The 13495-nt window shown below is 63.8% G+C and carries 11 protein-coding genes; 3 read left to right on the top strand and 8 right to left on the bottom strand.

What is annotated here, in order from left to right; translation table 11 throughout:
- Positions 1-311: 311 nt before the first annotated feature.
- Complete coding sequence (locus tag BM075_RS21015) at positions 312-1328, bottom strand: zinc-dependent alcohol dehydrogenase family protein (protein ID WP_093362671.1); 1017 nt, start codon at positions 1326-1328, stop codon at positions 312-314.
- A 90-nt stretch (positions 1329-1418) separates the two neighbouring features.
- Entirely contained in the window at positions 1419-1814 is a 396-nt protein-coding gene (locus BM075_RS21010) for a (R)-mandelonitrile lyase (RefSeq protein ID WP_093362670.1), read from the bottom strand.
- 136 nt (positions 1815-1950) lie between these two features.
- Here BM075_RS21010 and BM075_RS21005 point away from each other — a divergent pair, with 136 nt between their 5' ends.
- Entirely contained in the window at positions 1951-2853 is a 903-nt protein-coding gene (locus BM075_RS21005) for a LysR family transcriptional regulator (protein WP_177208440.1), read from the top strand.
- 110 nt (positions 2854-2963) lie between these two features.
- Here BM075_RS21005 and xylA read toward each other — a convergent pair whose 3' ends face one another.
- From xylA to BM075_RS20975, 6 genes are all read right to left on the bottom strand, one after another.
- The gene (xylA, locus tag BM075_RS21000; RefSeq protein ID WP_093362669.1) at positions 2964-4274 is read right to left on the bottom strand and encodes a xylose isomerase; all 1311 of its coding nucleotides are present in this window, start codon (positions 4272-4274) and stop codon (positions 2964-2966) included.
- Between the two features lie 3 nt (positions 4275-4277).
- The gene (locus BM075_RS20995; protein ID WP_093362668.1) at positions 4278-6689 is read right to left on the bottom strand and encodes a glycoside hydrolase family 3 N-terminal domain-containing protein; all 2412 of its coding nucleotides are present in this window, start codon (positions 6687-6689) and stop codon (positions 4278-4280) included.
- A gap of 48 nt (positions 6690-6737) precedes the next feature.
- Positions 6738-7883: an ABC transporter ATP-binding protein gene (locus tag BM075_RS20990; RefSeq protein WP_093362667.1), complete on the bottom strand. Its 1146-nt coding sequence runs from the start codon at positions 7881-7883 to the stop codon at positions 6738-6740.
- A gap of 17 nt (positions 7884-7900) precedes the next feature.
- Positions 7901-8734: a carbohydrate ABC transporter permease gene (locus BM075_RS20985; RefSeq protein ID WP_093362666.1), complete on the bottom strand. Its 834-nt coding sequence runs from the start codon at positions 8732-8734 to the stop codon at positions 7901-7903.
- A gap of 5 nt (positions 8735-8739) precedes the next feature.
- Positions 8740-9555, bottom strand: a complete 816-nt coding sequence (locus tag BM075_RS20980) for a carbohydrate ABC transporter permease (RefSeq protein ID WP_245758938.1) — start codon at positions 9553-9555, stop codon at positions 8740-8742.
- A 215-nt stretch (positions 9556-9770) separates the two neighbouring features.
- Positions 9771-11066, bottom strand: coding sequence for an extracellular solute-binding protein (locus BM075_RS20975; protein WP_093362664.1), 1296 nt, complete (start codon positions 11064-11066; stop codon positions 9771-9773).
- Between the two features lie 408 nt (positions 11067-11474).
- Between BM075_RS20975 and BM075_RS20970 the strand changes: the two genes are divergently transcribed.
- Entirely contained in the window at positions 11475-12557 is a 1083-nt protein-coding gene (locus tag BM075_RS20970) for a LacI family DNA-binding transcriptional regulator (protein ID WP_093362663.1), read from the top strand.
- Between the two features lie 187 nt (positions 12558-12744).
- Positions 12745-13362, top strand: coding sequence for a DUF1349 domain-containing protein (locus BM075_RS20965; RefSeq protein ID WP_093362662.1), 618 nt, complete (start codon positions 12745-12747; stop codon positions 13360-13362).
- Positions 13363-13495: the final 133 nt, after the last annotated feature.

The following is a 13495-nucleotide window of genomic DNA, read 5'->3' as shown; positions in this document are numbered from 1 at the left end:
GCCGCTCCCGGACCGCCGCATCCAATACAAGTCGCCGCGCCGGACCGAGGAGGATGTCGCACGCCGAAGTGCGATACGGTCGGGGTGTATCGCGAACAGTCGGGCGCGCGGGCCGCAGGGGAGTCGTTACGACCCGGATTACCGCCATGTGAGCCGGAGAGTCGGCGCAAGCATGGTACGGCGACGAGCCGTTTGTAAACCACTGGCCGCAATGCCACTCCCCCCGCGTCGCTGCGCCGCGGAATTCGGGCGAAGCGGCTGGGAGGTGGCCTGTGACGCGGGATCGGGGCGCGCCGCAGGCCTGCGAGGTTTCAGACGCGGAGCAGGGTCTTGATCGCGCGGCGCTCGTCCATGGCGCGGTAGCCGTCCGCCACCTCGGCGATGGGCAGTTCCAGATCGAAGACCTTGCCCGGTTTGATCTCGCCTTCCAACACGCGTTGCATCAGATCCGGCAGGTAGCGGCGTACCGGGGCCGGACCACCGAACAGGCGCTTCTGGGCGAAGAAGAGCCCCTCGCCGGTGAAGGTCACCTCGTGCGGCACGCCGACGAAGCCGACCGCGCCGCCGGGCCTGCAGACGCCGAGGGCCTGATCCATGGACTGCTGCAGGCCCACGCATTCCAGCACCGCGTCGGCGCCGACGCCGTTGGTCAGGTCCATCACTTCGGCAATGCCCTCCTCACCACGGGAGGCGACGATGTCCGTCGCGCCGTATTCCCGGGCGAGCTTCTGGCGGCTTTCGTGCCGGCTCATGGCGATGATGCGCTCGGCGCCGCGCATTTTGGCGGAGAGGACGGCCATCAGGCCCACCGCTCCGTCCCCGACCACGACGGCGGTCGAGCCATTGGTTACACCGGCGGCTTCGGCTGCGTAGTAACCCGTGCCAAGCACGTCGGAGCTTGCGAGCATGTAGGGGATCTGTTCGTCAGTCGGCATTTCCTCGGTGGCGACGAGCGTGCCGTCGGCCAGTGGCACGCGAGCGTAGGGCGCCTGTGCGCCGGACATGAATTCCCGCTGTTCGCACGAGGACGGGTAGCCGAACTGGCAATGCGGGCAGGTGTTGTCCGAGATCACGAAGGAGCCGACGACGAATTGCCCCGGGCGGATCGTGCGGACCTCGCTGCCCACCTCGATTACCTTGCCGCAATACTCGTGGCCCATGTGCATGGGCTCCTCGAAGGGCTGAGCGCCGCGATAGGGCCAGAGGTCCGATCCGCAGATACAAGTGGCCGATAGCTCGATGATTGCGTCGGTGGGCTTGAGGATTTTCGGATCGTCGACGCGTTCGTAGCGGACGTCGCCGGGGGCATGCATGAGGGTGGCGTACATGGAACTTTCCTTGATGAGTCGGGCAGGGCGCGGGCGGCGCTGCTTTGACGGGTGAAGAATGGTGTCAGGCCGGTGCGGGTAGGCGTGGCCTCAGGAGAGGTAGTCCTCGTCGGTGACATGCTCCTGCCAGTCGACGGGGGAGCCGTTCTCCCGCTCCTGGATGGCGACATGGCTCATCGCATTCTGAGCCGTCGCGCCGTGCCAGTGGCGCTCGCCGGGATCGAACCAAACGGTGTCGCCCGCGCGGATCGTCTGTTTCGGTCCACCCTCGGTCTGCACCCAGCCTTCGCCAGAGACGACGAGCAGAAGCTGGCCGCGCGGGTGGGTGTGCCAGGCCGTGCGGGCGCCTGGCTCGAAGGTGACCAGCGCTGCGGCGCCGGAGGCGGGGTCGGGCATGGCGAACATGCCGTCGATCCGGACTTGCCCGGAGAACGTCTCCGCTGGTCCCTGGGCGGAGGGCTGGTCGCTCGGGGTGAGGATCTTCATCGGGTTTCCTTTCGTCACAGGCACCGGGTCACATGTCGGGCTTTGACAAGTATAGGTCCTGCTCCCTTCCGGATTAGAGATGAATTGCCTATTGTGCCTATATCGATCATTCATCAATCGGCAGGAGTCCGACTTCATGCCCTTGCGTCGGGATGAACTTGGCGACCTCATGGCGTTCCTCGCGGTGGCCGAGGAACGCAGTTTCACCCGTGCAGCCGCCCGTCTCGGCACCTCGCAAAGCGCGTTGAGCCACGTGGTTCGGCGCCTGGAGGAGCGGTTGGACATTCGGCTGCTCACGCGCACTACGCGGAACGTCGCGCCGACGGAGGCGGGGCTGCGGCTTGCCGAAACCCTTGGACCGGCCTTCGAGGACATCGAGTCCCGGCTCATGGAACTTGACGAACTGCGCAGCCAGCCCAGCGGAACCATCCGCATCACGGCCAGCCGAAATGTCGCCCGTGACATCCTGATGCCCGCCGTGAGCGCGTTGATGGCGGCCTATCCGGGCCTCAATATCGAGATCAACATCGACCAGCGGCTGGTGGATATCGTGCGGGAAGGGTTCGATGCCGGCGTCCGCCTCGGCGAGGAGGTGGAGAAGGACATGATCGCGATCCGTATCGGTCCTGACATGCGGATGATCGTCGCCGGGAGCCCCGCCTATTTCGCTCGCCGCCCGGCGCCGGAGACGCCGCGCGACCTGACGGAGCACAACTGCATCAACCTGCGCCTGCCGACGCTGGGCGGGCTCTATGCGTGGGAATTCGAGAAGAACGGGCAGGCGCTGAACGTGCGGGTGGAGGGGCAGTTCACCTCCAACGATCCCGATCTGATGATCGCTGCGGCGATTGCCGGCGAAGGACTCGTCTTCCTGCCGGAGGACCACTTGGGGGACCTCGTGGCGCGGGGGGACCTCGTCGCCTGCCTCACGGACTGGTGCCCGCCGTTCCCAGGCTATCACCTCTATTTCCCAAGCCGCCGTCAGCGCCTCCCATCGTTCCGCCTGCTGGCCGATGCGCTGCGGTATCGGGCCGGGTAAGGAGGGCAGGGCGGTACGAAGAAGACCCGGCCCCCCACCGTGAGGCGGGAGGCCGGGTCCCCGGTTCAGATCGATGTCCCGGCCGCCTCGCGACGGCGGAACCGCAGGTCTCAGACGTAGCGGTTCAGGACACCTTCAAGGTACTCCTGCCGCCCCGACCGCGGTTGCGGCGAAGTTTCGAGGCCCTTCATGGCGACCTCTTCCAGCGAGCGTTCCCCCGCGAGGATCGCCTGCGGCTCCGGCTCGGACCAGCCTGCGTACCGGTCGGCGAGGGGGCCCTCCAGCGCTTTGTCTTCCAGCATCTTCTCCGCCGCCAGCAGGCCGCGTGCGCAGGCATCCATCGAGGCCACATGCGCGATCAGAAGGTCCTGCGGATCGATCGACTGGCGCCGGATCTTGGCGTCGAAGTTCAGGCCGCCGGTCTGGAACCCGCCGTTCTTCAGGATCTCGTGCATCAGCAGCGCGATCTCGGGAACGTTCATCGCGAACTGATCCGTATCCCAACCGAGCAGGTCATCGCCCCGGTTGATGTCGATGGAGCCAAAGATACCGAGGGCATAAGCCAGCCGCACTTCGTGGTCGAACGAATGACCGGCGAGGATCGCATGGTTTTGCTCGATATTGACCTTTACGTCGTCGAGCAGGCCGTAGCGGCTCAGGAAGCCGTACACCGTGGCAACATCATAGTCGTACTGGTGCTTGGTCGGCTCCTTCGGTTTCGGTTCGATCAGGATCGGGCCGTCGAAGCCGATCTTGTGCTTGTACTCCACCAGCATCGACAGGAAGCGGCCGAGTTGATCCAGCTCCTGTTTCAGATTGGTGTTGAGAAGCGTCTCGTAGCCTTCACGGCCGCCCCAGCAAACATAGTTCTCGCCGCCCAGGCGCTTGGTGACGTCCATCGCCGCCTTCACCTGGCCACAGGCGTAGGCAAAGACGTCCGGGTCGGGGTTCGTCGCCGCGCCCGACATGAAGCGGCGATGGCTGAACATGTTCGCCGTGCCCCAGAGCAGTTTGACCCCGGAGGACTGCATCTTGCTCTCGAAGATGTCGGCGATGGCGTTCAGGTTGGCGTTGAACTCCCGCAGGCTGCCGCCTTCGGGGGCGACGTCGATGTCGTGGAATGCGAAGTAGGGAACGCCCAGAAGCTCGAACATGTCGAAGGCGACATCGGCCTTCTGACGCGCCAGTTCCATGGCGTCGTCGCCGTGCATCCAGGGGCGGTTGAGAGTTTCGCCGCCGAAGGGGTCGCTGCCCGGCCAGGTGAAGGAATGCCAGTACGCCGCGGAGAACCGGAGATGGTCCTCCATGCGCCGGCCCATCACCTTCCGGTCCTTGTCGTAGTAGCGGAAGGACAGCGGATCCGTGCTGTCGGTTCCTTTATACTGCGCGGGTTCGATCCCTGAGAAAAAATCGGTTTTCATGGGTCACACTCCAGTTGCAGCGACGGCTTGCGCGGACGTCGCGATGGTTTCGAATTCACACGTGCTTTCCATCCGCCAGTCTTTGGGGAGCGTGCGGCGGGCGCCGGTCCCCTCTACACGTCCGGTCAGCCGGATATCGCCGCTCGACGCACCGACCATCAGCGTGAAGAAGCCGGGCTCGACGATGCGCGTGCCCTCCGGCCCGGTGAAACTCAGCATGTCGCTGGGAACGCTGAAGGTAACACGCGCGGTTTCCCCGGCCTTGAGGCTCACCCGGCCGAATGCCTTCAGCTCTTTGACCGGGCGAACGACGCTGGCAAGTTCGTCGCGGACGTAGAGCTGCGGAACGGCCACGCCGTCGCGCTTGCCGGTGTTGCGGATCTCGAAAGACAGGCGAACGTCGCCGCTTTCGATGTCCACGGTATCCGCTTCCAGCTCCAGGTTGGCGAACTCGAAGTCCGTGTACGCCAGGCCGTGGCCGAACGGATACCGGCTGCCGAAGTGGCGGGCGATTGGCGTGCCGGAGCTCTTGAAGGCGTGGTTGTAGAAGTACGGCGCGGCGCCAACGCTTCGCGGGACCGAGAGCGTGAGACGCCCGGAAGGTTCGATCGCGCCGGTTAGGACGCTTGCGAGCGCTGTCCCGCCTTCTTGCCCGGCGAAGAATGCCCAGACCTGGGCCGCGATCTTGTCCTCAAGGCCGCCGAGGTTGTAGGGGCGACCGCTGATCACCACCACGATGACGGGCTTGCCGGTGGCGACCACGGCGTCCAGCAATTGCTGCTGCACCCCCGGCAGTTCCAGCGTGTCGACATCGGAGCCTTCGCCGACGGTGCCGGTCTGGAAGATGCCGGACAGATCGCCGACACAGACGATGGCGACATCCGCGGCTTCGGCGGCAGCCACGGCCTCGGGGATCATGTCGAGCCGGGAGGACAGCGGCGACGCTTGCTGCAGGCTCGTGCTGTCGTCAACATCGCCGGGGAAGACCGGCGCGCCGGCTTTGCGCTCATCGAGGATATTGCAGCCCCGGGCGTAGACGACCCGGCCGTCTCCGAGCGCCGCCTCGAGGCCCGCGCGCGGGGTGACGACGGTCGCCACGTCATCCGTTTCTTCATTGTGGATGAGGTGCACGGGGAAGCTGTAGTCGCCAAGGAGCGCCAGCGGATCGTCGGCGGTCGGGCCGATGACCGCCACCTTCGCCCGGTCGTCCAGCGGCAGCACGCCGTTGTTGTCGAGGATGACCACAGACTGTTCCGCGACCTCGCGGGCGACCTGCACTGCCGCGTCGGATCGAAGCTCGATTGCCGCGTCGTCGGTATAGGGCTTCTCGAACAGCCCGATGCGGAATTTCTCCGTCAGGACGCGGCGCACCACCTCGTCAACCTTGTCGAGAGAGATCTGGCCGCGTTCGATAGCCAGCTTGAGGTCCTTGGCGCAGTCATTGCCCGGCAGTTCGACGTCGAGGCCCGCATTGAACGAGAGGGCCGCGGCCTCCGCGGTATCCGTGGCGATGCCGTGGTGCTGGTAGAGCAGGCTGACGCCGACGTAGTCGGCAACGACGATGCCATCAAAGCCCCAGTCGTCGCGCAGCACCTTGGTCAGGAGGTGCTTGGAGGCGTGGACGGGTTCGTTGTCGATATCATGATAGGCCGGCATCACGGAGCCGGCATTGCCGAGCTTCACGGCCATTTCGAACGGCAACAGGAACGTGTCGTTCAACTCCCGCCATCCCATGTGCACCGGCGCATGGTTGCGGCCGCCTTCACTGGCGGAGTGACCGGCGTAGTGTTTGAGCGTTGCAAGCACGTCGCGTTTTTCGCCTTGCAGCCCTCTTACGTAGCGGGTCGCGAGGACACCGGTGAGGTAGGGATCTTCGCCGAAAGTCTCCTCCGTGCGGCCCCAACGCGAGTCGCGGGCAACGTCGAGCACCGGGGCAAGCCCCTGGTGGCAGCCGATCATGCGCAGCTCGGCACCGATCGCATCGCCGACACGTTCGACCAGCTCCGGGTTCCAGGTCGCGCCGAAGGACAGCGCCGACGGAAAGAGCGTGGCGCCGCTGATCATGAGCCCGGACAGGCACTCTTCGTGCGACATCACCGGGATGCCCAGCCGTGTTTCCTCGACGAGGTACTTCTGCAGGCTGTTCAGCGCGCGAACGCCGGCCGCCGGCTCAACGGTGCGGGTGCCGAGGGGCCGGGTGATCTGCCCCAGGCCGGTGTTCAGCATGTCCTTCAGCGTATCCTGGTCGGACGAGCCGGTGAACTGATCGCTGCGGGTCGTGTGCTGGCCATTCTCGTTGAGAAACAGCCACACCGAGTGCATCTGTCCGATCTTTTCTTCGAGCGACATGCGCGCCAGAAGGTCGTCGACACGTGCCTCGATGGACTGTGCCGGGTCTTTGTAGAGGTCAGTCATGGTAATTCCATCAGGTTGCGCGGCCGTGGCCGCGATAAAGGGGTGCGATCAGGCGAAGGTGCGCGAGGTCGCGTCGGCCAAGTACGGCAGGGCGTCACCGTTGGCGTCGAACAGGTGGCAGGCGGAGGGCCGGACGCGGAACGCCACCGGCCCCTCGGCCGTTTCGAGAACGTCGTCGGCCACCTTGGCGATACAGGGCTCGTCGGGCGTATCGGACAGGTAGAGATAGCTGTGCTCGCCAAAGTTCTCGATCGAATGGACGACCTTGCGGATCACCTGCGTGTCGGTTCCCGGAGGGGCAGGGACCATGTGTTCCGGCCGGACGCCCAGAGTGAGCGGCGCCCCGGCAGACAGCGTGCGCGCGTCTACCGGAACGTCGATGATCTCACCCGATGCAAGGCGCACTGTTGCGCCCTCCGTGTTGGCGTTCACCAGAGTGACCGGGAGGAAGTTCATCGACGGCGAGCCCAGGAACCCGGCCACGAACCGGTTTTTCGGCCGGTGATAGAGTTCCAGCGGGCTTCCGGACTGGGCGATACTTCCCTTGGTCAGCACGTCTTCACCAGAGCGCAGCAGAACGATCTTGTCGGCCAGCGCCATCGCTTCGGTCTGGTCGTGGGTGACGTAGATCATGCTGGCGTGAGGAAAGTCGCGGTGCAGGTTCGCGATCTCGGTCCGCATGTGAACGCGCAGGGCCGCGTCCAGGTTCGACAGCGGTTCGTCGAACAGGAACACTGCCGGTTGCCGCACGATGGCGCGCCCGATGGCGACCCGCTGACGCTGGCCGCCGGAAAGCTCCTTCGGCCGCCGTTCAAGGAGCGGCTCGATCTGCAGCGTCTTGGCGGCGATCTGCACGCGTTTGGCGATCTCGTCCTTCGGGGTTTTGGCCTGTTTCAGACCGAACGCCATGTTTTCGTAGACGCTCATGTGCGGGTAAAGCGCGTAGTTCTGGAACACCATGGCGACCCGGCGTTCGGACGGGAGAACGTCGTTCATGCGCTCGCCGCCGATCCGCAGATCCCCGGAGGTCACCGTCTCGATGCCGGCGATCATCCGCAGCAGCGTGGACTTTCCGCAGCCGGACGGCCCCAGGAAGACGCAGAATTCGCCGTCTTCGATCATCAGGTCGATATCGTGGAGGACGGTCACCTTGCCGAAACTCTTTTCGACATTGTTGAGTGTAATGCTGGTCATTGTTCGTTTCCTGTCCCTTAGCCTTTCAGCGAGCCGGCCATCATGCCGTTGACAATGCGTTCCTGACCGATCGCGTAGACGATGATCAGCGGCAGGGTGCTGAGGGTGACGACGGCGAGGATTGTCGGGATGTCTGCGGCGTACTGGCCCTGGAATTCCCAGACGGCGAGCGGCAACGTCCGGGTCTCCGGCGACGAGGTCAGCACGTAGGCGAAGACGAACTCGTTCCAGAGCATGATGCCGTTGTAGATAGCCACGGTGGAAATGCCGGGCGTGGAAAGCGGGAAGAAGATCTTTGCGAAGATCTTGAACGGACCGCAGCCGTCGAGCAGCGCCGCTTCTTCCAGTTCCCGCGGGACCTGCCGCATGAACTCCGTCAGGATGAAGATGGAGACAGGCAGGCTCGTCGCCACGTAGGGGCCGATCAGCGCGAAGAGCGTGTCATAGAGGCCCATGGCGCGGGTCATGAGATAGACCGGCACCAGCGTCACGTGGAGCGGCACGATCATCCCGGCGACGATCAGCCCGAACAGGGCCGTGTTGAATCGGAACTTCAGTCGCGCCAGGGCATAGGCTGCCATCGAACTGACGATGACGATCAGGATCACCGATATCGTGATGACGAACGCGCTGTTGCGCAGGTACGTCAGATAGGACCCCTCGATCACCCGGATGTAGTTATCCAGGCTGAACGATTCCGGCAGGGCCCAGACGGGGTTTGTATAGGTCTCCTGCAGGGTCTTCATGCTGGTGAAGACGACGAACAGGAAGGGCAGGGTGGTCACAGCCAGCCAGAACAGGCCGAGCACCGGGATGGAGAGGCGGGAAAGTTTGAAGGATCTATGGGCCATCGTCCCTACACCTCCGTTTCAAAGCGTTGGGAGACACGCAGGGAGACGATCGAGATCGCCATGATGATGAAGAACATGGCCGAGGCGATCGTGCTGCCGTAGCCGAGCTCGAAGGAGGCGAAGACGGTCCTGTACATGTAGGTCGCCATGACCTCCGAGGCGTTTTCGGGTCCGCCGCCGGTCATCACGTAAATCAGGTCGAAATAACGCATCGAGCCGATCAGCACGAGCAACGCGGCCGTTCGGAAGGTGCCCTGCAGGTGAGGCAGCTTCAGGCGCCAGAAGATCGTCCGCCCGCTGGCCCCGTCGAGGCGTGCGGCTTCGGTGATCTCCCGCGGGAAGGACGACAGGGCCGCGAGGAAGAGCACCATGTAGAACGGAATGTACTGCCAGGAGACGACTGCGATCACGGAGGCCAATGCAAGCCGCGGATCGCCGAGCCAGTCTTGCGTCCAGCTATAAAGGCCAAGCTCGGACAGGATGCCGTTGATCGGGCCGAAGTTGGGGTCGTAGATGTTCTTGAACAGAACACCCAGGGCCACGCTCGACATGAGAAGTGGTAGAAAATAGAGGATCTTGAGAATTCTCGATCCCTTGCTCGCCTCGTCCAGAACCACCGCCAGCACCACCGCGATGGGGAGTTGGACCACCACCGAGAAGACCGCGAGCAGGATGTTGTGCAAGGCGGAGCGCCAGAAGAGCGTGTCGTGCGCAAGTCGCACCCAGTTCTGAAACCCGACGAAGTCGCCGCCGTCGCCAAGGCCGTTCCAGCTTACGAACGACAGCCGGAAGCTCGACACGAGAGGGTAGAGAAGGAACACCAGCAACAGCAGGACCGCGGGCGCTAGGAAGACAAAGGGTGCTACCTTTTGCGCTCTGCGAAACCGTCTGCTCGACTGACGGTGCCCCGATTCAGTGGGTGCAATTTCAGCGGAAGACATGAATGCCGCCTTTCGTTAGGCATGCCTCCGGCCGCTGCCGCATGCGACAGCGGCCGGATCAATGCCTGTTCTTGGGTGAAGGGCTATTCAGCCGATCAGTTGGAGGAGTCCTGCGCCTTCGCAGCCGCCTCCATCGCCGCAGCGGCTTCTTCCGGTGTGATCGAAAGGCCGAGAAGCTGCTGGGTCGTGTCCTTGTGAACTTCCGCCAGCGCCGGCGGCAGTTCCTGGTCGTACCAGAGCTGGACGCTGGGGGCGTCCGCCACCATGTCCATCACGCCCGACAGGAACGGATCGTCGACCTCGAGGTTCTTGACGGGCATGATCCCGTTGTCCTCTAGCTTTTTCTCCACGGCGATGTCGTCGGTCAGGTGCATGAGCAGATCAAAGGCGGCGTCGGGATACTCGCAAGAGGACGCGATGCTGATGAAGTTGTCGCCCAGCGTGCCGACGACGTTGTTGGGATCCCCCTTGCCGCCTTCGACGGACGGGAACGGGAAGAAGCCGATCTTGTCAGCAAAGTCCGGGTTCTCGTTGGCGATCGTCGAGAATTCCCAGGTGCCCATGAGCTCCATGGCCGCACGGCCGGAATAGAGCAGGCGGCGCGACCCGCCGATGTCGTAGTCCAGACCGTTATAGCCGCGGGCGAAACCGCCGGCTTTCACCAGATCCTGCAGCATCTCGCCGGCCTTGATGAAGGTCGGGTCTTCGAAGCTGCCACCGGGGGCGCGTTCGGCGGCATTCAGGAAGGTCTCGGGCCCGCCGATCCGGTCGGCGAGGTAGACGAAGTACATCGACCCCGGCCACTTGGTCTTATTGGCCAGCGCGAACGGCGCGATGTTCTTCTCCTGCAATTGCGCGACGACGTCCATCAGCTCGTCCCAGGTCTCGGGCGGCGTGATGTCGTTCTCGGCAAAGAGTTCCTTGTTGTAGATGATGACGCCGACGGCCGACGTCTCGGCCGGCAGGCCGTAGATGTGGTCTTCGTAGGTCACCGCCGTGAAGCTGGCCGGCATGAAGCGGTCCTTGAACTCCGGATTCTCGTCCAGGTACGGCGTCAGATCCACGACCTGATCGGACTTGATGTATTCCCGCAGCGGTCCGCCGCCCCAGGACGAGAAGATGCACGGCGCCTCGTCGGCACCGAAGGCGATCTTCAGCTTGGTTTTGTAGGCGTCGTTGGCAAAGTGCGAGTCTTCGACCTTGAAGCCCGGGTTCGCCGCTTCGAACCTGTCCATCCCGTTCCGGATGACTTTGACGGTGTCTTCCTGCGTCTGCAGGTCCCACGACGTGAGGGTCTTCACATCTTGAGAATACCCTGCCAGCGGCAGGATGCTGGCGAGTGCGGCGCAGCTGAGCAGCTTCGCGGCTTTTGCGGTCGGTCTGAATTGCATGTCTTCCTCCCATGCGATGACTGGAAACCGTTCGTCACATATGTTACGGTATCGGTAACGTTACAGGATGTCAATTTGCACTTTGCCACAGGTCCGGGCGACGCCGTTACCACAGCTCGGAAACGCAAACGGTGGACAAGCGGGCGTTTAGCGGCGAATCTTGTAAGTGGGATAAGGGAGCGGGGGGAAACTGAACGTTATGAGCAACGTTATGAGGCACGGGACAGTGACTGTGTCCGAACGCCCCGATTACGTTCCGCGGACTGTGAGGAAATGTGCGAGTGTGCGCCCCTCTCCAGATGCGGCGAAAGACCCCATGCAGTCTTGGTGGCCGCCTGCACGTGATGTGTCTCGGCGCCGCCCTCGTGAACAAGATCCGGCCAACCGGCTGGATCAGGCTGGCCTCCCGTGACCAAGCGCAAGCCAACTCTGGCGGAAGTGGCCAAGGTTGCGGGCGTGTCCCGCATGACCGCATCTCGCGCGATGAACAACCAGCCCGGCCTGTCCGAGAAGACGCGGGAGGACATTCTGCGGATCGCGGATGAAATGGGATATGTCACCAATCCCATGGCCCAGAAGCTGTCCGCCGGGAAAACGCGGATCATTGGCGTCATCGCCCAGTTCCACACGCCCTTTACCTCGGATCTGGTGCTCGGGATCGGAAGCCAGGCGCGCGGGATGGGGTACGAGATGCTGGTCTATTCCCTGCCGGAGAACCACAGCCAACCGCCCGGGAGCGTTCTGAGCCTGCTGCAACAGATCTCCGACGGGGTGATCGCAATTCTGCCCTACGAAGCGGGCTACCTGGAGATTATGGCGAACGCATCCGTTCCCGTCGTGACTGTGGATACCCGGGAGGACGAGTCGACCTTTCCTTCGGTGAGCGCCGACAGCTACCAGGGCGGGCGCCAGGCCATGATCCACCTCTCCGAACTCGGGCACAGGCGGATCGGCATCATTACGGGCAACTGCCAGTTGACGTCTGCGCGCATCCGTCTCCAAGCGTACCGGGACGCGGTGGCGCAATTTGGCCTGGACGCCGACGAAGGTCTGATTGCGGATGGGAACTATTCCGAGAAAGGGGGGTTCGATGCGGCGAGCGCGCTGCTTGCGCTGCCAGAGCGCCCGACCGCCATCTTTGCCTGTAACGACCTGAGCGCGCTCGGCGCCATGGCCGCAGTCCGCGAGGCGGGTTTGCGCATACCGGAAGATATTTCGATCGTCGGCTTCGATGACATCCTGTTGGCAAGCCAAGTGTATCCGGCACTGACGACCGTTCGCCAACCATTGCAGGAGATGGGCCGGTCCGCCGTGAACATGCTGCTTGCACTGATCGTGGGGCTGGATCTTCCCACCCGCCAGACCATTCTGCCCACGCACCTGGTCAACCGCGACTCGACGTCCCGCCCGGGCGAGTCGGCAGAGCGGGTCCGTGCCCACTCCAAACGCGGGAAGGCGCATTCCGCGAAGTCTCGGCGTTCTTCGGAGTAGAGCTTTCCGGCGCAGCAGCGGCGGACATAGATTTGCGCGTTTTTCAATCCCGGGCCCGAGTCCTGCCGGGCAAAGGCTCAGGGGGTGAACCCGCGGTCTGACCCGGACGACAGGCCGCAACGGAATAGACTTCTGCCGACGCACTCACTCCGCCTATGCTTCGGAGAGTTGACCTCAGGAGATACCAATGACGGACCGGACTCCGCCTTCCCGATCCCTGCCACGCTCTCTTGAGGGAGCCGAATGGACGAATCCGCCCCCGAACTGGTCTGTGGATGCCGACGGCACGGTCCACGCCTGTTCGGGCAAGCAGACCGACTTCTGGCGCCGCACCCACTACGGGTTCATTCGCGATGACGGGCACGCATTGCTGACGCCGCGATTGGGGGAGTTCACCGCCACCCTGACCTTCGCGGGCGATTACGAGACGCTCTACGACCAGGCTGGGTTGATGCTGCGCGCCGGTCCGGAGCATTGGGTAAAGTTCGGGGTCGAGGTGACCGACGGCGTTCCAAACCTGAGCTGCGTGGTCACGCACGGCGTCTCGGACTGGTCCGCCCGGGCGATGCCCGAGGCGATGCACCGCACCATTACCATCCGCGCGACCCGGATCGGGGATGCACTGTTGTTGCAGTCGCAGGAAGGGGATGCAGGCTGGCGCATGGAACGACTTGCACCGTGGCCGGTCGAGCCAGCTCAAGTCGACGTCGGCCTCTACCTCTGCTCGCCCCAGCGGGGTGGCTTCACGGCACGCTTCCCGTCGTTCGAAGTCAGTGAGCCCAAGGTCCGCGAACTGCACGCCTGACGCTTTGACCCGTGGCACGCGGCCTCGCGCGGTACGGGATTGTACAATTTGGCTGAACTTTATCGCGACCTCAGGTTCACCAACTCTTCTCTGGACGCCGTTTCCCAAGCGTAAAGATAGACCAGACGAGGCG

Source organism: Tropicimonas isoalkanivorans, assembly GCF_900112335.1.
GTDB lineage: Bacteria > Pseudomonadota > Alphaproteobacteria > Rhodobacterales > Rhodobacteraceae > Tropicimonas > Tropicimonas isoalkanivorans.
This window is presented reverse-complemented; position numbering and strand designations above follow the sequence as displayed.